Here is a 21,170-nt window from a genome sequence, read left to right on the forward strand (position 1 = left end):
CTGACATCACGGGCATCCCCCGCGGTCCCCCCGGCCACAGACCACGAGCTCCCAGGGCACGTCTTCCCGCCCCTTCGGGGCCCCGGCAGCGGACCGCGCCCCGACGGGGCGGAACCGCGTGCCCAGCCACGACGTGGCGGCGGACGGCGACGGGCAACCCCGCGGAGCCCAGCCGGTCAGGCGTCCCCGTACGCCTCTCCCCCGAGTTCGAACCCGGCGCTGCCCGCCGTCGCGTCGGCCAGCCAGGCGCGGAACTGCTCGACGTCGGCCTCCGGGAGGCCGATCTCGATGGTCACCGCTTCGCCGTAGCCGACGTCGCGCACCTCGCGGCCCGCCGCGCGCAGGTCGTTCTGCAGCTTGCCCGCACGCTGGTGGTCGACGGTGACGGTGGCCAGGCGGAAGCGGCGCCGGGTGCGGGTGCCGAGCGCGTCCAGGGCCTCGCCGACGGCGCCGCCATAGGCCCTGATGAGCCCGCCCGCGCCGAGCTTGACCCCGCCGTAGTAGCGGGTGACGACGGCCACCACGTAACGCATGTCGCGGCGCAGCAGCATCTGGAGCATGGGCACGCCCGCCGTGCCGCCCGGCTCGCCGTCGTCGCTCGCCTTCTGTACGGAGGCGTCCGCTCCGATGACGTACGCGAAGCAGTTGTGCGTGGCGGTGGGGTGTTCCTTGCGGACGCGGGCGACGAAGTCCTGGGCCTCCCGCTCGGTGGCGGCGGGCGCGAGCGCGCACAGGAAGCGCGAGCGGTTGATCTCGGTCTCGTGCACGCCCTCACGGGCCACGGTGCGGTACTCGTCCGGCATCCGCCCAGCGTATGCCCCCTGTCGGGCGGCCCGGTCGGGCGCCTACGGCAACGCGGCGGACTGGTGCGCCTGCTTGCCTCCCTCGGACGGCCCTGGATACTTTCGCGGCGGTTCACACGACTGTCGCGATTAGTCGGTGTCCGTAGTCGGTGTTACCGCAGTTCTTACTCACAAGTACCACAACGACATTACCGCGCAGTATTTACAGGATTCGAGCATCGGGAATCCGGAACGCCACCAACAGGAACCGCGACAGTTACCGGCGCGTCTATTGATGGGCATTCGCAACGGGGATCACGCCACGGTGAAAAATCGCTGAGCGGTACGGAGTTGAAGCTTCCATTTATGGTTCCGGTGCATGATTCCTTCGCACCGATGCGTAAGGTGTAACACTCAAGTGCTCCGGTCAGGGACACCAGGGCTCCGGAGGAGATATGGGGCACCGATTCAGATTCAAGATTCTCGGCCCGCTCTCCGTCATGTCCGGCTCCGGCCAGGTGCACGTGGGAGGCCCCCGACACCGCACCATCCTCGCGTCCTTGCTGCTCAACGCGGACCGGATCGTGTCCGTCGACACGCTCGTCGACACGGTGTGGGACGGCCGCCCACCGGCCACCGCACGCACGCAGGTGTCCATCTGCATCGCGGCGCTGCGCAAAGCGTTCAAGGCTGCTGGATTCACGGACCAGGTCATCGTGACGGCGCACCCGGGGTATTTGTTGCGCATCGGCGAGCACGAGGTGGACGCCACCGAGTTCCAGCAGCTCGTGACCGCGGCCGAGGAAGCCGTCAGGACTGACCGATTAACGGACGCCGCCCATGCGTACACCCGGGCACTCGGTCTTTGGGAAGGCCCTGCATTGACGGGTGTGACGGGCCGTGCCGTCGAGGACGAGGCCCGGCGTCTGGACGAGCTGAAGCTCAGCGTGTTCGAGGACGCCGTCGACGTACGGCTGCGCCTCGGCCAGCACCACCGGGTCATTGCGGAGCTGGCCGCCACCGTCCGCGCCCACCCGCTGCGCGAGCGCGCCCTGCACCTGCTGATCACCGCCCAGTACCGCTCGGGCCACCGCGCCGAGGCCATGGAGAGCTACCGGCAGGGGCGCAAGCGCTTCATCGACGAGCTCGGTCTCGAACCGGGGCCCGCCCTCAAGGAGCTGCACCGCTTCATCCTCCAGGACGACCGCGAGCGCGGGCCCGACCCCCGGGACGGCGCGGGCACCGACCCGCCCGCCACCGTGCCGCTCCCCCACGATCCGCCCTTCGAGCTGCCCACGGACGCCCCCGGGTTCACCGGCCGCGCCCGCGAGCTGGAGCAGCTCGGCGTGCTCCTCGACCGCGGCGCCGACGTGCGCGGGCCGACGGTCGGGCTGATCAGCGGGCTCGCGGGCGTGGGCAAGACCTGTCTCGCGGTGCGGTGGGCGCGCGGGGTCGCCGACCGGTTCCCCGACGGCGTGCTCTTCGCCGATCTGCACGGCTACGACGAGCGCCACGAGCCGACGGCCGCCGCCGGGGTCCTCGGCGGCTTCCTGCGCTCCCTCGGCTTCGCGGGCGTGCAGATCCCCCAGGCCCCCGAGGAGCGGGAGGCGATGTACCGCAGCGCGCTCGCCGACCGGCGCGTCCTCGTGGTCCTCGACAATGCCCGTACGTACGCGCAGATCCAGCCGCTGCTGCCGAGCAGCGAGGGCTGCAGCGCCCTGGTCACCAGCCGCGACCAGCTCGCCGAGTTCGTGGCGTGGCCGCCGCGGGCGCGCGTGCACCTCGACCGGCTGGCCCCGGCCGAGGCGGTGGAGCTGGTCGACCGCGTCGTCGGCTCCCAGCGCGTCGCCGCCGAGCCCGCCGCCGTGGCCCGGCTCGTGGAGCTGTGCGACCTGCTGCCGCTCGCGCTGCGGATCGCCGCCGCGCGGCTCGCCGCCAAGCCGCACTGGACCGTGACCCACCTGGTGTCCCGGCTCAGTGACGAGGAGCGGCGCCTGGACGAGCTGAGCCAGGGCACCTCGCGCATCCGGGCGAGCTTCGGGATCAGCTACCGCTGTCTGTCCGCCGACGCCGCCCGGCTCTACCGCGGCCTCGGCCTCCTCGACGTCCACGACTTCGCGCCCTGGGCGGCGGCGGCGCTGCTCGACACGGACCAGTTCACCGCGGAGCGGCTCATCGAGCAGCTCGTCGACGCCCAGTTCCTGACCGCTCTGGGGCCGGACGCGGCCGGGCAGCCCCGGTACCACTCCCCCAGCCTGCTGCGCATCTTCGCGCGCGAGCGGGCCCACGGGGAGGACGCCGAGGAGCAGGGGCGCGCCGCCGTCGTCCGGGTCCTCCAGGCGGCACTCGGCCTGGCCGAGCAGGCTCACCGGCGGCTCTACGGCGGCGACTTCAGCATCATCCACAGCGCGGCGCATCGCTGCGCTCCGCCCGACGCCCTGGCCGCCGAGCTGCTCGCGAGACCGCTGGAGTGGCTGGAGGCGGAGCGCCTTTCCCTGGTACGTCTCGTCGGGCAGGCCGCGGGGGCCGGCCTCGACGAGCTGGCCTGGGACCTCACCCTGTGCTCGGTGGTCCTCTTCGAGACCCGCAACTACGTCGACGACTGGCGCCAGTGCGCCCAGCAGGCCCTGGCCGCCACCCACGACGCGGGCAACATCCGCGGCCAGGGCGCCATGCTCTACGCCCTGGGCGCCCTGGAGATGCGCCTGCGCCGGTTCGCGGGCGCCGACGCGGGCTTCGCCGCGGCGCTCGCACTGCACGAGCTCGCGGGCGAGGAGCACGGGCGCGCCCTGGTCCTGCGCAGCATGGCGATGATCGACCAGATGCGGGGCGCGACGGACTCCGCGATGGACCGCAGCGTGGCCGCCCTCGAGGTGTTCCGCGCGGTGGGCGACCTGTCGTCACAGGCCCATGTGCTCAACAACATGGCGCAGATCGAGCTCGACCGCGGCCACCTGGCCCAGGCGCGCGAGCTCAGCCTCCGGTCGGTGCGGATCTCGTCGGGCATCAGCCCCGGAGGCGACCGCAGCACGGCGCAGGGCACGCACCGGCTGGCCCGCGTCTATCTGGCGGAAGGCCGCTACGACCTGGCCGAGAGCGCTCTCCTGCGCATGATCCGCATCACCCGGGCAAGCTCCGACCTGCTCGGTCTCGCCCATGGGCTCCTCGGCCTCGGCGAGGCCCGGCTCGGCCGCGGCGACTGGGAGCAGGCCCGCGCCACGCTCCTGCACGCCCTCGACATCGTGGCCACGGTGCACAGCCCGCTGGTCCTGGGGAAGATCAAGCTGGCCCTCGGGGCGGCCTGCGGCATGGGCGGTCAGGACGACCGCGCCCGGGAGCATCTGCGGGCGGCCCGCGAATGCTTCCTGCGCGTGGGCGTGGACGACTGGGTCAAGCGCGCCGACGAGGCACTGGCCGCGCTGCGCACGGCGGGGGCGCAGCGGCGCGCCGAGGGCCAGGCGCACCGGGGCGAGGCCGCCCGGCGCCCGACGGTGCCCCGGGCCCGCGCGCCCTGGGACCGCACGGCCGCCGAGCGCGCCGTCCGGAACCCCACGGCGGCGCGGGCCCGGGCCGGGCACGCGCCCACGGAGCACGGCGACCACGAGGAGGACGGCGCCGAACCCGGTCCCGAACGCGGCGCTCCGCGCCGGGGCCGCCCCGACCAGCAGGGCGCGGACCGCGAACTCGGCAAGGCCACCGCCCTCGGCCTGGCCCCCGGCGGCCCCGGCGGCGGGCCCCCGCACGAGGGGCCGCGCGAGCACCGCGATGGCTGAGCTGCGGCGATATCGCGGCGCGGGCCCGACGGAAGGCGGATCGATAGGGGACCGAAGCCCCCGCCTCCTACTGTCGGCCGCGCGGGGCCGGTCGCCTCACCGACGCGGCCCCGCACCGCCGTGGATCCCAACGGCACCCCGTACGTGGCCGTGGCGCCCCGCTAGGCGCCACGACAAGCATCGTTCTCGTCAGTACTCGTTACTTCTCGTTCTTCTCGTTCTTCTCGGCGTTCGTGGAAGGAATGCGATGCACAGCAGGCGGACCACACCGGGCGGCGATACCGCCCCCCTCAAGGGCCGGGTCGTCGCCGGGCCCCAGGAGACCGGCGACGACGAGGACTGGCACGCGGTCCCGCACCGATCAGGTCCGCGCGGGCTCGGCTCTCGCGCTCCCGAGTGACCGGCTGAACAGCAGCACCAGTTCGTGGAAGCGGTACAGAGGCCGCCCGAGGCGGTCCACGCCGCAGATGTCCAGGAGGGCGGCGTCCACCAGGCGCTCCAGGCGCCGCTCGGCCGTCGACTCCGGCTCGGCGAGGCAGCGGGCGGCGGTCTCGGCCCGGAACGGCTCCGTCCCGAGGCCCGCCAGGCACATCAGCGTACGGCCGGTGTGCCGGGGCAGCTGCCGCAGCGAGGTGAGCAGCGCTCCGCGCACGTCCAAGCCGCCGTACGACAGTTCGCGCAGCCGCGTCGACGGCTCCGCGAGGCGGTTCGCCAGCCACGCGGCGGGCCAGCGGGGCCGGGCGGCGAGGCGGCTGCCGACGACGCGCAGCGCCAGCGGCAGGCCGCCGCAGCGGGCGAGCAGCGCCTGGGCCGCCGCCGGGTCGGCGAGGAGCTGGGCGCGGCCCGCCACGCTGACGAGCAGGTCGAGCGCGGCGTCGTCCTCCAGGGGGGTGAGCACCGTGGTGCGGGCCTGGGTGACGCGCGGCAGTCGGGCCCGGCTGGTGATGAGGACGGTCGCCTCGGGCGAGCCCGGCACCAGGGGCTCCAGCTGGCCGCTGTCGACCGCGCCGTCGAGGACGACGAGCAGCCGCTTGCCCGCGGTGCGGATGCGGTAGAGGCGGATCAGCTCGTCGAGGCAGGTGCGGTCGTCGTAGGAGCCGTCCGTGCCGCCCACGCCGCCGCTGGTGTCCGCGAGCTCCGGCACCGCGCCGAGCGCCCGGAGCAGCATCGTGAGGACGTCGCGCACGCTGCGGGGCGTGCCGTCGGCCGTGGTGAGCTCGGCGAAGAGCTGGCCGTCGGGGTAGTGCCGGGCGGCGGCGTGCGCGGCCCGGACCGCGAGCGCCGTCTTGCCGACGCCCGCCATACCGGTGACGAGCAGGCCGCGCGGCCCGCCGCCGTCCGGGACCGGCGTCAACTGCTTCTGCATGGAAGCCAGTTCGGCCTCCCTGCCGATGAGTTCCTCGACGTCCGCGGGGAGCGTCGAGGGCCGGGGCGCGTCGTCGTAGGCGTCCGCGCCCGGTCCGCCGCTGCCGGCGCCGGGGCCGAGCTTGCCGACGAGGACCGCGTGGTAGGTCGAGCCGAGCGTCTCCCCCGGGTCGATGCCCAGCTGGTCGGCGAGGACGTCGCGGCCCTCGTGGTAGCTGCGCAGCGCCTCGGCCTGCCGTCCGCACCGGTAGAGGGCGGTCATCAGCTGGGCGCGCAGCTTCTCGCGCAGCGGGTACTCCGCGACCAGGCCGGTGAGTTCGGCGGTCAGCCGCTCGTGCCTGCCGAGCGCAAGGTCGGCCTCGATGCGCCGCTCCAGGACGTGCATCCTGGCTTCCTCCAGGCGCGGCAGCTCGGCTTCGGCGAGATGGTCGGTCACGCCGGAGATGCCGGTGCCGCGCCAGAGGCCGAGGGCCTGGCCGAGCAGGGCGGACGCCTCGCGGTTGCGGCCTGCGGCCAGTTCGGCGCGGCCCCGCTCGGCGAGCCGCTCGAAGTCGATGAGGTCGACCGTGCTGCGGGGCGCGCGCAGCGCGTACCCCGGCGGGCGCCGCTCGATGGCGACCTCGTCGCCGAGCAGCTTCCGCAGCCGCGACATGTACGTGTAGATCTGCGCGCCGGACGTGGCCGGCGGCTCCCACCCCCACAGCAGGGTGCTCATGCGCGCGTCGGACACCACGCGCCCCCGCGCGAGCAACAGCGCCGCGAGCACCGTAGGTACTTTGGATCCGGTCAGAGCGATTCTCTCAGCGCCCCGTACTGCTTCCACCGGGCCGAGGACTCGAAAGTCCATCTCGGCACCCCCCGTCTTCAGGCGAACACTTGCTGGGCCTGACGCTACGAAGTGCCGTTATCCACGGCTTATTCGGCGGACAACAACCTTTAAACCTCACGCACCGCATACGGCTGAATGCGTGCCCTCAGTCGTACGCGGTGCCGTGTCGGACTCTGTTGTTCCCGTGCCTCGGGGGGCCGTTCAGTCGCCCGCGAGCCGCGCGGTGATGTCCCGGCCGAGGCCGGCCGCGACGGCCTTGTGCACCTCTTTCCCCAGGTCGGAGTTTGTCATCACGACGCATCCCGTGCCGGACCGCAGCCGCAGGGAGGTGAGCGCGCGGTAGCCGGGCGTCTGTCCGCCGTGGCCGAACTCCACGTCTCCCAGGGAGCCGTCGATGACCGTACCGAGGCCGTAAAAGCTCCCCGGGAAGGCTTCCGTGAGCATCGCGTCGGCGAGCGGTCCCGGCAGCAGGTCACCGAGGCCGTTGCGGGTCCTGCGCAGCGCGCCGGCGAACTGGGCGAGGTCGGCGGGCGTGCTCCACAGTCCGCTGCCGGCCCGCGCGGGGCGGCAGCGGTGGCCGCCGTGCAGCGCCTCTCCGTGCCGGTCGTGCCCCGCGGCGAGGTCGGCGGCGCCGCCCGCGGCGAAGGCGCTGTCCCGCATGCCGAGCTCCCGGAACACCAGGTCGTCGACGAGCTTGCCGAGCTCCTGGCCCGTCGCGTCGGTCAACACCTGCTCAACAAACGCCCATTGGCTGCCCGCCTTGCGGAACAGCGACCCCGGCTCGGCTTCCGCCCCGACGTCGTCGAGGACGTCGGACAGCGTGGGCATGGTCTCGTCGGGGTGCCACCACGTGGCCGAGGCCGAGGACAGGCCCGCGGTGTTCGACAGGCAGTGCCGCAGGGTGACCCGGCCGCCGCCGGGCAGCCGCGGCACGGTCCGCCCGGTCAGATACGCGTCGAGCGGTTCGTCCAGGGCGAGCGGCCCGTCGGCGACGAGGCGCAGCGCGGCGAACGCGATGACGTGCTTGCTGATCGACCCGGCCTGGAAGCGGGTGCGCAGCGTGACGGGCGCCCCGCTGTCCATGGACCGTACGCCGTGCACGTGCAGGGCCGCGACCTCGCCGTCCCGCAGGACGGCGACGGCCGCGCCGGGGATGCCGTGCGCCGCCATCACGGCTTCCACGTCGGGCGCGGGCGTGCCGCCGGTCACCGGCGCACCGGCCCGTGACCGGCAGCCGGTGCCGTCGTCCGCCGCGTTCCCTTCGCCGTCCCCCGCCGCGTGGGCGTCGTGGGCTTCCTGAGGGTGGCCGTCATCGTCTTGTGCTCCGTAGGTAGCGGGGGTTCCGTCGATCGCGGCCCCCAGGTCGGCGATGGTCACGCTGTCCAGGAGCATCCGCAGGGTCACGGTGAGGCCCGCGCGCCGCCCGGCGGCGAGGACGTGCACGATGCGCATGGAGTCGACCCCGAGGTCGGCGAGCCGGTCGTGCGCGCCGACGCCGGGGACGCCGAGCACCTCGGCGCACACGTCGGCGAGCAGCCGCTCCGTCGCGGTCCGGGGCGCCTGGTAGGCGCGGTCGGCGACGAGCGCCGTGCGCTGGGGCGCGGGCAGGGCGGCGCGGTCGACCTTGCCCGCGGCGTTCAGGGGCAGCCGGTCGAGCAGCACGAAGCCCGTGGGCACCATGTACCCGGGAAGCCGCGCGGCGAGGTGGCGGCGCAGCTCGTCCTGCCCGGCCTCGGCGGCTTCGGGCTTGCCGGGCTCACCGGGCTCGGCGCGGCCGCCGGTCGGCACGACGTAGGCGACCAGCCAGGGTTCGCCCTGGCCGTCCTCGCGGGCCACGACGACGGCCGAGCCGACGCCGGGGTGGGTGACCAGCTGCTCCTCGATCTCACCGAGTTCGACGCGGTAGCCGCGGATCTTCACCTGGTGGTCGGCGCGGCCCAGGTACTCCAGTTCGCCGTCGGCGCGGAAGCGGACCCAGTCGCCGGTGCGGTACATCCGCGATCCCGGCGGCCCGCCGAGCTCCTCCGGCAGGAAGCGTCCCGCTGTCAGACCGGGGCGGCCCACATAGCCGCGGGCCACGCCCGTGCCCGCCAGGTACAGCTCGCCGATGACGCCGACCGGCACGGGCTGGAGCGCGGCGTCGAGCACGTACGCGCGGGTGTTGTGGATCGGCCGTCCGACGGGCATGTCCGGCGGGCCCGCGGGCACTTCCCAGCCGGTGGACCAGACGGTCGTCTCGGTCGGCCCGTACAGGTTGACCAGGCGCTCCACGTGGTCGCGCAGTTCGCGGCCCAGGGACGGCGGGCACGCCTCGCCCGTCGTGACCGCCGTGAGGGGGCGGTCCGCGAATCCGGCCGCGAGCAGCAGTTTCCAGCCCGCGGGGGTGGCCTGGATGTGGGTGACGCCGTGGGTGTCGATCAGGTCGAGCTGGGCGAGCGCGTCGCCCAGGCCGCTGTCGTCCACGAGCACCACGGAGCCGCCGGTGATCAGCGGCAGATACAGCTCGGCGTACGAGATGTCGAAGGACACCGACGTCGCCGCGAGCCACACGTGTTCCGGCGCCGCGTCGAACCGCGCCCGCATCGAGAAGAGCAGGTTGAGCAGCGAGCCGTGGGCGATCTGCACACCCTTGGGCCGCCCGGTCGAGCCGGAGGTGAACAGCGTGTAGGCCAGGCCGTCGGGCTGCGGTGGGCCCGCCGGGGCGGCGGGGGCGGGGCCCGGCGCGGTGCCGGGGCGCTCTCTGATCCGCCGCTGGTCGCGGTCCAGGTCGAGGAGTTCGCCGTCGTACGCGTCGCCGAGCAGCCCGGCCAGGGTGCGCTGGGTGACGACGAGCCGGGCGCCCGCCGTGTCCAGCATGTAGGCCAGGCGCTCGGTGGGCAGGGCGGCGTCGAGGGCCAGCTGGGAGCCGCCCGCCTTCCAGATGCCGAGCAGCACCGGGAGCAGCCAGGGGCCGCGCTCCAGGAGCACGCCCACCACGGACTCCGGGCCGACGCCCGCGGCGCGCAGCTCGTGCGCGACGCGGTTGGCGCGGGTGTCCAGTTCACGGTAGGTCAGGACGGTCGTTCCCGCCCGTACGGCGACCGCGTCCGGGGAGGCCGCGGCCGTCGCCTCGAACACGTCGTGCACGCGCCTGCTCATTCCCACTCCATGTCGGTGTCGTTCCAGTCCTGGAGAAGCCGCGCGCGTTCGGTGTCCGTGAGGACCGCCGCGCGGGCGTCGCCGTCCGCGTCGGCCGCCATGGCCTCGAGGACGGTCCGGTACATCCCGGCGAGGCGTTCCGCGTTGGCGCGGTTGAGGCCGGTGCTCACGGCGCGCAGCACGAGCCTGCCGGGGACGTTGGCGATCGACATCGTGAACTCGTTGGAGCTGTCGCCCGCGCCCGCCCGGACGTCCACGGAGCCGGTGTCGACCTGGTGGAAGTCCTGGTAGCGGAACATGATGTCGAACAGCCGTCCGCCGCCCGCGAGGCGCTGCACGGCCGGCAGCGGATACCGCCGGTGGCGGTACACCTCGGCCTCGCGGTCGAAGACCTGCCGCACGAGGTCGCGCCAGGTGTCGGCGGTGCGGTCGTGGGCGAACGGCAGCGTGTTCAGGAACATGCCGTACACCCGCTCGGCGCCCGGGACTTCGGGGCGCGCGCTGTACAGGACGCCGGTGTGGAAGGCGTCCTCGTTCGTGACCGAGCCGAGCACCTTCAGGTGCGCGGCGAGCAGGACGGCCTTGAAGGACGTGCCGGTCTCCGTGGCGAGCGCGCGCAGCGCGGGCTCGATGTCACGGAACTCCACCGACAGTTTGAAGTCCTCCCGCTCGGCGGTCACGCCGTCGCCCCACTCGGGCGGCAGCGCGCACGGGGCGTGGCTGTCGACGACGAGCCGCCAGTAGTCGCGGTCCTGCGTGGAGTCGAGCGCCGCGATTTCGGCGGCGACGAAGTCCGCGTACCGCACCGGCATCGGCTCTTCCGGCTCCGGTTCCTCGCCCTCGGCGAACGCGCGGTACACGTTAAGGACTTCCATCAGGAGCGACTGCTGGCTCCAGCCCTCCGTGATGGCGTGGCAGTGCGTGAAGCCGAGGTGCCACGCCTCGTCGGACTCGACGAGCGCGGAGATCCGCAGGAGCGGCGGGCGCGCGACGTCGAACAGCTCGGCGCGTTCCCGCGCGATGTGCGCGCGCCGCCCCTCCTCGAACTCCTCGGGCGTCGTCCCGCGCAGATCGTGCACGGCGACGGTGGTGTCGGCCTCCTGGTGCACGAGTTGCAGGGGCATCTCGTACGTTTCCAGCGCGAAGGACGTCCGCAGCATCTCGTGCCGGGCCACCACGGTCCGTGCGGCGTGGGTGAGCGCGTCGGCGTCGAACGGCCTGCCGTCCTTGATCCGGAACGTCGACGTGTTGTGGTACTTGTTCAGGCCGTCGTCGGAGAGCATCTCCAGGAGCATGCCGAGCTGGACCTGGGAGAGCGGGTAGGCGTCGGCGACGCCCTCGGGCAGGGCCTCGCGCACGCACTGCGGAACGAGTGCGAACGGCGCGATGCCTTCCGGTTCGGGGGTGCTGCCGCCGGTGCCGAGCGCTGCGGCGAGACCCGCCACCGTCCGGTAGCGGAACACATCCCCCACACCCGCCTCGAAGCCCTGCGCCCGCAACGCTCCGACCAGGGCGATCGCCTTGATCGAGTGCCCGCCGAGGTCGAAGAAACTCTCCTCCACACCGACCTTCTCCAGGCCCAGGATCTGCCCCCACACCTCGGCGACCCGCGCCTCGACCTCGGAGCGCGGGGCGACATAGGTGTCGGTCACCGCCGCTGTCGCCTCGGGCAGGGCCCGCCGGTCGACCTTGCCGTTGGCCGTGAGCGGGATCGTCTCCAGCTCCACGAACACCGACGGCACCATGTACTCCGGCAGCACCTCGCCCAGCGCCTCGGCCAGTCCCTCGCTGTCCCCGACCACATAGCCGATCAACTGCTGCTCGTCGGAGACGAGGACGGCGGCATCGGACACCGCCGCCTGCGCCACCAGAGCGGCACCGATCTCGCCGAGCTCGATGCGATAGCCCCGGATCTTCACCTGATCGTCGATGCGCCCCAGGAAGTCCACGGCCCCATCGTCCCGCCACCGGACCAGGTCACCGGTCCGGTACAGACGCTCACCCGGCCCCCCGTACGGATCCGGAACGAACCGCTCAGCGGTCAGCCCAGGACGCCCGGCATAACCCCGCGCGACGCCCGTCCCACCGACGTACAGCTCCCCCACGACCCCTACGGGTACGGGCTGGTGCTGTGCGTCCAACACCCTCATGACCATGTTGGGAAGCGGCCGTCCGATGGGCACGACCCCGGTGAACTCCTCCTCCAGCGGGAACACGCAGGTCCCCACGGTCGCCTCGGTCGGGCCGTACTCGTTGATGACCTGCCCACTCCCGAGGATCTGCCGCCACCGCTCGACCAACTGCCCCGGAAGCGCCTCACCGGCCACGACCACACGCGAGACCAGCGACTGGATCTCAGCATCACCCAACTGACCATCCAGTACCTCAAGATGACCGGGCGTCAGCTTGATGAACGCGAACGGACCCGCCGCCACCAAGGCATCACCCAGCTCCGTCAGCTCACCCCCATACAGCCACACCCGCTGACCAGCCACCAACGGCGCCCACACATTCGGCACCACCAGATCAAAGGCCACCGACGAAAACACCGGCGCACCACCCGAACCAGCACCCGCCAGCTCCCGCTCCGCCCACTCCACATGATTCACCAGACCCCGATGCGTCACCTCCACACCCTTGGGCCGACCCGTCGAACCCGACGTGAACACCGTGTACGCCACCGCATCCGGATCGACCACGACCTCCGGCGCCCGCACCGGATAAGCCGACAGATCCTCGGCCGTCAGCACCACCGGTATATCCGTGAACCTGTCGACGTACTCGGCCGAGGTCACAGCGGCCGACACCCCGCCGTCCGCCACCATCGCCGCGACCCGCTCGGAGGGGAGTACCGGATCCATCGGCACATAACCCGCACCCGCACGCCACACACCCAACAACGCCACCATCAACTCAACCGAACGATCCAGCAACACCGCCACCGACGAACCCACACCCACACCATCCGCACGCAGCCGATGCGCCAAACGATTCGCCGCCGCATCCAACTCCCCATACGACAAACGCCGTTCACCGCACTCGACAGCCACAGCATCCGGAACCCGGGCCACCTGACGCGCCACCAACTCCGGCACCGACACCCCAGACACCACCACCGACTCCGCACCACCCCACGCCCGCAACACGCGCTCACGCTCGCCGCCCGGGAGGAGGGTCGCCTCGGCGTCGCCGTCGGCGTCCGCAGCGATCGCTTCGAGGGCCGCGCGGTACATCGCGGCGAGGCGCGTGAGGTTCGGCCGGGTGACGGCGCTCGGGTCGACCGTGAGGAGCAGGCCGCTGGCGCGGGCCGCCACGGCGAGGCCGAACTCGGTGGCTCCCTCGCCCATGCCGGAGTCGGCGTCGACGATGTCGCTGTCCGTCTGGGCGTCGCTCAGGTCGAGGTAGCTGAAGCGGACGTGCAACAGGCGGGAGCCGTCGCCCAGTTCGCGCTGCATCACCGGCATCGGGAAGCGTCGGTGCGGCCAGAGGGCGCCCTCCTGCTCGAAGACCTGGCCGATGAGCTCGCGCCAGGTGCGGGCGCCGCGGCGGTGGGCGAACGGCACGGTGTTGAGGTACATGCCGTAGACCCGTTCGGCGCCCACCGCTTCGGGGCGGCCGCTGCACACCAGGCCGGTGCTGAAGGCGTCCTCCGGCGTGAGCTGGCTCATCACCTTCAGGTGCGCCGCGTGCAGCACGGCCTTGAGCGAGGTGCCGGTCTCGCTGGCGCGGGTGCGCAGCGTCGGCGCGAGGTCGTCGAGCGGGACGCGCAGCGTGTGGGCGTCGCGTCCGGCCGCCTCCGGGTCGCCCAGGGCGGACGGCAGCTCGAACGTGCCGTGGCCGTCGATGACGTCACGCCAGTAGGCGCGGTCCTCCTCGGAGGCGAGGGAGGCGATCTCGGCGGCCACGAAGTCGGCGTACCGCACGTCGGGAGTCTCCGCCCGGGGCAGTTCCCCGTCGGCGCGCAGCGTCAGATAGCCCTCGACGATCTCGCTCAGCAGGGAGCGGTGGCTCCAGCCCTCGGTGATCGGGTGGCAGACGCTGACCGACAGCCACCAGGCCTCGTCGGACTCGACGAGCGCGGAGATCCGCAGGAGCGGCGCGCGGTCGAGGGCGAAAGGCAGGGCGCGCTCGCTGACGATGTGCTCGCGGCGGAAGGCCTCCTGCTCGTCCGCGCTCCGGCCGCGCAGGTCGTGGACGGTGACCGGCAGTTCGGCGGTCGCGTGGATCAGTTGCAGCGGTGTCGAGTAGCCCTCCAGGTCGAAGGAGGCGCGCAGCATCTCGTGGCGTTCGACGACGGCGCGGCCCGCCGAGGCGAGCGCGGCGTGCTCGAAGGGGCGGCCGTCCTTGATCCGGAAGGTGGTGGTGTTGTGGTACTTGTTGCGGCCGTCGTCGGCCAGCATTTCCACCAGCATGCCGAGCTGGACCTGTGCCAGCGGGAACGCGTCGACGAGTCCTTCGGGCAGCCGGTCCCGGTCGTGCGGGTCGAGCAGTGCGAACGGCGCGATGCCTTCCGGTTCGGGGGTGCTGCCGCCGGTACCGAGCGCTGCGGCGAGACCCGCCACCGTCCGGTAGCGGAACACATCCCCCACACCCGCCTCGAAGCCCTGCGCCCGCAACGCTCCGACCAAGGCGATCGCCTTGATCGAGTGCCCGCCGAGGTCAAAGAAGCTCTCCTCCACACCGACCTTCTCCAGGCCCAGGATCTGCCCCCACACCTCGGCGACCCGCGCCTCCACCTCCGTACGCGGGGCGACATAGGTGTCGGTGACCGTGGCGCCGGGGTCGGGCAGGGCCCTGCGGTCGGCCTTGCCGTTGGCCGTGAGCGGGATCGCGTCCAGCTCCACGAACACCGACGGCACCATGTACCCCGGAAGGACCTCGCCCAGCGCCTCGGCCAGTCCCTCGCTGTCCCCGACCACATAGCCGATGAGCCGCTGGTCGTCGGAGACGAGGACGGCGGCATCGGACACCGCCGCCTGCGCCACCAGTGCCGCGCGGATCTCGCCGAGCTCGATGCGATAGCCCCGGATCTTCACCTGGTCGTCGATGCGCCCCAGGAAGTCCACGGCCCCATCGTCCCGCCACCGGACCAGGTCACCGGTCCGGTACAGACGCTCACCCGGCCCCCCGTACGGATCCGGAACGAACCGCTCAGCAGTCAGCCCAGGACGCCCGGCATAACCCCGCGCGACACCCGTGCCACCGACGAACAGCTCTCCGGTCACACCGACGGGGACCGGACGCATCCCACCGTCGAGCACCCGCATCACCATGTTCGGGAGCGGCCGTCCGATGGGCACGACCCCGGTGAACTCCCCCTCCAGCGGGAACACACACGTCCCCACGGTCGCCTCGGTCGGACCGTACTCGTTGATGACCTGCCCGTCACCGAGCAACTGCCGCCACCGCTCGACCAACTGCCCCGGAAGCGCCTCACCGGCGACCACGACCTTGCGCGTCAGCTCCTGCACACCCTCATCCGACAACTGCTGGTCCAGCACCTCAAGATGACCAGGCGTCAGCTTGATGAACGCGAACGGACCCGCCGCCACCAACGCATCACCCAGCTCCGTCAACTCACCCCCATACAGCCACACCCGCTGACCAGCCACCAACGGCGCCCACACATTCGGCACCACCAGATCAAAGGCCACCGACGAGAACACCGGCGCACCACCCGAACCAGCACCCGCCAGCTCCCGCTCCGCCCACTCCACATGATTCGCCAGACCCCGATGCGTCACCTCCACACCCTTGGGCCGACCCGTCGAACCCGACGTGAACACCGTGTACGCCACCGCATCCGGATCGACCACGACCTCCGGCGCCCGCACCGGATAAGCCGACAGATCCTCGGCCGTCAGCACCACCGGCACGTCCACGAAACGATCCGCATACTCGACCGACGTGACAGCCGCCGACACCCCGCCGTCCGCCACCATCGCCACGATCCGCTCCGACGGCAGTACCGGATCCATCGGTACGTAACCCGCACCCGCACGCCACACACCCAACAACGCCACCATCAACTCAACCGAACGATCCAGCAACACCGCCACCGACGAACCCACACCCACACCCACCGCAGACAGCCGATGCGCCAAACGATTCGCCGCCGCATCCAACTCCCCATACGACAAACGCCGTTCACCGCACTCAACAGCCACAGCATCCGGAACCCGGGCCACCTGACGCGCCACCAACTCCGGCACCGACACCCCAGACACCACCACCGACTCCGCACCACCCCACGCCCGCAACACGCGCTCACGCTCGCCGTCGGGCAGGTAGTCGTGGAGTGCGTCACCGTCCGCGTCGGCGGCCATCGCTTCGAGGACCGCGCGGTACATCGCGGCGAGGCGGTCGACGCCGGCGCGGGCCATCACGTGGTTCTGGGCGGTGATGACCATGAATCCGGCCCGCGTGGACACGCCGAGCGGGAACTCGGTGGGGCTGTCGTCGATGGTGGCCGGGTAGTCGATGACGTCCTGGTCGACCTGGCGGAAGTTCTGGTAGCTGAAGCGGACGTCGACCAGGCGCCCGGCGACTCCGCTGTCGCGCTGCATGGCGCCGAGCGGGTAGCGGCGGTGCGGCCACAACTCGATCTCCTGGTCGAAGACCTGCTGGACGAGGTCGCGCCAGGTGCGGGCGCCGCGCCGGAAGGGGAACGGCAGCGGGTTGAGGTAGACGCCGTGGACGCGGTCGGCGCCGACGGCCTCGGGGCGGGCGTTGGTCACCAGGCCCGTGCGCAGGGTCGCTTCGGGCGTGAGCTGGCTCATCACCTTCAGGTGCGCCGCGTGCAGCACGCTCTTGATCGGCACCTTCGCCGTGGCGGCGAGGGCGCGCAGGCCCTGCTCCACGTCGTGGTAGGGCACCCAGGCCCGGTGCAGTCCGCGCGGGGTGGTGGCGGGGTCGTCGCCCCAGCCCGCGGGCGGGTCGAACTTGGCGTGGCCGTCGATGATCCGCCGCCAGTAGGAGCGGTCGTCGTCGGAGGCGAGGGCCGTCAGCTCGGCCGCGATGAAGTCGGCGTAGCGCACGGCGGCCGGTTCCGGCTCGGTGGGCGTGACGCCGTCGCGCAGCGCGCGGTAGGTGGCGACGAGCTCCATCAGGAGCGAGTGGTGGCTCCAGCCCTCCAGGACCGCGTGGCACTCGGTGAGGGTGAGCCACCAGCTGCCGTCGTCGCGGGTGTGGCCGGTGAAGCGGACCAGCGGCGCCGCGGTGAGGTCGAAGAGCTCGGCTCGCTCGGCGGCCATGAACTGCCGCAGGTCGCGGTCGAGTTCCTCGGTGTCGAGCGCCCGTACGTCGCGGACAGCGACCGGGGAGTGGACCTCGCCGGGGGCGTGGACGAGCTGGAGGGGGACGGAGTAGCCCTCCAGGGCGAAGGAGGTGCGCAGGATCTCGTGGCGGCCGAGGACGGTCCGCACGGCCCCGTCGAGGGCGGCCGGGTCCAGGGGCCGGTCGTCGAGGATCCGGAAACAGGTCGAGTTGTGGTAGTGGTTGCGGCCGTCGTCGGCGAGCATCTCGACGACCATGCCGAGCTGTACCTGCGCCAGCGGATAGGCGTCCACGACGCCGGAGGGCAGCTTCGCCCGGTCCTCGGCGGACAGGAGCGCGAAGGGCTCGACGCCGGGCTCGGGCGCGGCGGGCGCCGGGCGGCCGGTGAGGAACTCGACGAGTTCGGCGGGGGTGCGGTGCGCGAAGACGTCGCGGACCGTCACGTCGTACGCGGCCTCGCGCAGGGCACCGACGAGGGCCACGGCGCGCAGGGAGTCGCCGCCGAGGTCGAAGAAGTTGTCCTCCACGCCGACCTGGTCGACGCCGAGCACGTCGCGCCAGATGCCCGTCATCTCCTCCTCGGCCGCGGTGCGGGGCGCGACGTGCGCGCGCTCGACGGCGAGGGCGCCGCGGTCGGGCGCGGGCAGCGCGGCCTGGTCGAGCTTGCCGTTGACGGTCAGCGGGATCTTCGCGATGACGAGGAACGCGCTGGGCACCATGTACGCGGGCAGCGCCCGGGCCAGGAGGGCGCGCAGCTCGCTGGGCGCGGCCACGGCGTCGCTGGTGGGCACGGTGTAGGCGACCAGGCGCCGGTCGCCCGGGGTGTCCTCGCGGACCACGACGACGGCGTCCCGCACCCGCGGATGCCCGGCGAGGAGGGCCTTGATCTCGCCGAGTTCGATGCGGTGGCCGCGGATCTTGACCTGGTGGTCGATGCGGCCGAGGTAGTCGAGGGTGCCGTCGGGGCGGTAGCGGGCGAGGTCGCCGCTGCGGTAGAGGCGGGAGCCGGGCGGGCCGTACGGGTCGGGCACGAAGCGCTCGGCGGTCAGGCGCGGGCGGCCGAGGTACATGCGGGCGACGCCGGGGCCGCCGACGTGGATCTCGCCGGGCACGCCGACGGGCACGAGTTCGCCGTGCGCGTCGCGCAGCTGCACCCTGAGGTCGGGCAGCGGCACGCCCACCGGGTTGCCCGCGTCGGAGGCGATGTCGGCCTCGGTGACGCGGTGGTAGGTGGTGTGCACGGTGGTCTCGGTGATGCCGTACATGTTGATGAGCCGGGTGCGGTCCAGGTCGCGCCGGGCCGTCCAGGGGGCGAGGCCGGGCACGTCGAGGCGCTCGCCGCCGAACGTGACGACGCGCAGGGCGAGTTCGTCGATCAGCGGATGCCCGTCACCGGCCAGGGAGACCAGGCTGCGGAACGCGGACGGCGTCTGGTTCAGGACGGTGACGCGCTGCTCGGCGAGCAGGGCGAGGAAGTCCTCCGGGGAGCGCGCGGTCTCCGCGTCCACGACGACGAGCCGCCCGCCGTACAGCAGGGCGCCCCACATCTCCCACACCGACATGTCGAAGGCGTACGAGTGGAAGAGCGTCCACGTGTCGCGGTCGTCGAAGCCGTAGTACCGCTCGGTGCTCGTGAACAGGCGCAGGACGTTGGCGTGCGTCAGGCCCACGCCCTTGGGGCGGCCGGTGGAGCCGGAGGTGTAGATGGTGTAGATCAGGTCGTCGGGGGTGACGCCGGAGCGCGGGTTCGTGTCGGGCGCGGCCGCGAGGGCGACCGCGTCGTCGTCGCCGTCGAGGACGACGAGCCGCCCCGTGTGCGCGCCGCGCAGGTGCTCGGCGCGCGCCCGCGAGGTGAGGACGATCTCGGCGCCCGCGTCCTTGAGGGTGTACGCGATGCGGTCGGCGGGGTGCTCCGGGTCGAGCGGCAGATAGCCGGCGCCCGACTTGAGCACGCCGATGAGGGCGGGCAGCAGGTCGATGCCGCGGTCGAGGCTGATGCCCACCAGGTCGTCCACCCCGGCGCCCAGGTGGCGCAGGTGGTGGGCGATGCGGTTGGCGCGGGCGTTGAGCTCCCCGTACGTCAGGCGCTGCGCGCCGCACACCAGGGCGACGGCGTCCGGGGCCGCCGCGGCCCGCTCCTCGAAGACCTCGTGGGCGCAGGCGGCGGGCGCCGGGAGCGTCTCGGCGGGCGGCACGAGCACGGCCAGGTCGGCCGCGTCGAGCAGCTCCAGGCGGGACAGCGGCAGGCCGGGGGCTTCGGCGGCGGCTTCGAGGAGGCGCACGTAGTGGCGGGCGAGGCGTTCGGCCGTGGCCTTGTCGTACAGGGCGGTGCTGAACTCCAGGGTGCCGCGCACGCCCCCGTCGGGGCGCTCGCCGAGCTGGAGGGTCAGGTCGAAGCGGGAGACGCGGCTGGTGGCGCGCAGCGGCTCGGCCGTGACGCCGGGCAGCCGGAAGGAGCTGGTGCGCTCCTGGTGCAGGGTGAAGGCGACCTGGCACAGCGGGGTGCGGGACAGGTCGCGCTCGGCCTTGAGGTCGTCGACGAGCCGGGCGAAGGGCACTTCCTGGTGGTCGAAGGCGTCCAGGGTGGTGGCCCGGGCCTGCTCGACGAGGTCGGTGAAGGCCGGGTCGCCGCTCCACCGGCCGCGCAGCACCAGGGTGTTGATGCCGTAGCCGATGAGCTGCTCCAGCTCGGGTCTGCCGCGCCCGGACACGACGGTGCCGACGGGGACGTCGGTGCGGCCGGTGTAGCGGGACAGCAGCGCCTGGTAGCCCGCGAGCAGGGTGTGGAAGAGCGTGGCGCCGCGGCCGCTGCCGAGGTCGCGCAGGCGGGCGGTCAGCTCCGGCGAGAGCTCGACGGGCACCGCGTCGCCGTCCCAGGAGCGGGTCGCGGGGCGCGGCCGGTCGGTGGGCACCTCCAGGGCCGTGAGGCCCTCCAGCTGGGTGCGCCAGTACGCGAGGTGCCGGTCGAGCGCGCCGTCGGCGAGCCGGGAGCGCTGCCAGGCGGCGTAGTCGGCGTACTGCACCGGAAGCGGCGCGAGCGGTGAGGGCTGCCCGGCGGCGAACGCCTCGTACAGGGCGGAGAGTTCACCGAGGAACTGGCCGACGGACCACTCGTCGCACGCCACGTGGTGGAAGACGACGACGAGGATGTGGTCCTCGGCGGCGACGCGGATGAGGCGGGCCCGCACCGGGCCGCCGCGCTCCAGGTCGAAGGGCCTGCCGGGTTCGGCCTCGGCGAGCGCGCGGGCGCGCCGCTCGCGTTCGGCGGGGTCGCCGAACGCGCTGACGTCGTCGGTGGGCAGGTCGAAGAGCCCGGGCTCGTCGATGACCTGGACGGGCTCGGTGCCGTCCAGGCGGTAGCGGGTGCGCAGGACCTCGTGCCGGGCCACGACCGCCGTCAGGCCGCGGCACAGCACGTCCGGGTCCAGCGGCCCGCTGAGGCGCAGCGCCACCGGGACGCTGTACTCCCAGCTGTCCGGGTCGAGGCGGCTGAGGAACCACATCTGCTGCTGACCGTGGGAGAGGGCGAGGGGGCCTTCGCGGTCGGCACGGGCCACCGCGGTGCGCCGTCCGCCACGGGCTCCGGCGAGCCTGGCGCGTACCAGCTCCTCGCGCTTGTCCTGGGCCGCACCGGCCCCTTGGCCCGTCCGATTTCCGCCAGTGCTCATGCTGAGCGCTCCTCCCGACCTTTCACGTGATGCGTCCGTGCGTTGCCGCGAACCTGCTGGGTGTGGCGCCCCGGCCGGGGCGCGGATGTCAGGTGCCCGCCTGCTCCATGCGGCGGCGCAGGCTCGCCGGGCGCATGTCGGTCCAGACGGTGTCGATCCGGTCCAGGCACTCCTGGCGGGTGCCCTCGGTGCCCTCGGTGTGCCAGCCGGCGGGCGGCTCGCGGTCGGCGGCCCAGATCGAGTACTGCTCCTCGTCGTTGCGGACGACGCGGTAGAGGCGGTCGTCGTTGAGGTCGTCAGCCATGTCGGCGTCCCTTTCGAATGCCGGGGCGAGCCCGGG

The 21,170-nt window shown here is 72.9% G+C and carries 6 protein-coding genes; 1 reads left to right on the forward strand and 5 read right to left on the reverse strand.

Going from position 1 to position 21,170, the window contains the following annotated elements; all coding sequences use genetic code 11:
- Positions 1–176 precede the first annotated feature (176 nt).
- On the reverse strand, positions 177–803 hold the full coding sequence (locus tag MQV74_RS07415) for a YigZ family protein (RefSeq protein ID WP_242715235.1): 627 nt from the start codon (positions 801–803) through the stop codon (positions 177–179).
- A gap of 503 nt (positions 804–1,306) precedes the next feature.
- On the opposite strand from MQV74_RS07415, the gene MQV74_RS07420 reads away from it, so the two are divergent.
- Positions 1,307–4,555 carry an AfsR/SARP family transcriptional regulator gene (locus MQV74_RS07420; RefSeq protein ID WP_242715236.1) on the forward strand — a complete coding sequence of 1,083 codons (3,249 nt, stop codon included), beginning with the start codon at positions 1,307–1,309 and terminating at the stop codon, positions 4,553–4,555.
- A gap of 361 nt (positions 4,556–4,916) precedes the next feature.
- Here MQV74_RS07420 and MQV74_RS07425 read toward each other — a convergent pair whose 3' ends face one another.
- The 4 genes from MQV74_RS07425 to MQV74_RS07440 form a co-directional block, all read right to left on the reverse strand.
- Entirely contained in the window at positions 4,917–6,686 is a 1,770-nt protein-coding gene (locus tag MQV74_RS07425) for an AfsR/SARP family transcriptional regulator (protein ID WP_242715237.1), read from the reverse strand.
- Between the two features lie 264 nt (positions 6,687–6,950).
- Complete coding sequence (locus tag MQV74_RS07430; RefSeq protein WP_242715238.1) at positions 6,951–9,887, reverse strand: non-ribosomal peptide synthetase; 2,937 nt, start codon at positions 9,885–9,887, stop codon at positions 6,951–6,953.
- Entirely contained in the window at positions 9,884–20,830 is a 10,947-nt protein-coding gene (locus tag MQV74_RS07435; protein WP_242715239.1) for a non-ribosomal peptide synthetase, read from the reverse strand. The genes MQV74_RS07430 and MQV74_RS07435 overlap by 4 nt, the downstream gene beginning before the upstream one ends.
- A gap of 88 nt (positions 20,831–20,918) precedes the next feature.
- Positions 20,919–21,134 carry an MbtH family protein gene (locus MQV74_RS07440; protein ID WP_144001990.1) on the reverse strand — a complete coding sequence of 72 codons (216 nt, stop codon included), beginning with the start codon at positions 21,132–21,134 and terminating at the stop codon, positions 20,919–20,921.
- Positions 21,135–21,170: the final 36 nt, after the last annotated feature.

It is taken from the genome of Streptomyces sp. AN091965 (assembly GCF_022698285.1).
Classification (GTDB): Bacteria; Actinomycetota; Actinomycetes; order Streptomycetales; family Streptomycetaceae; genus Streptomyces.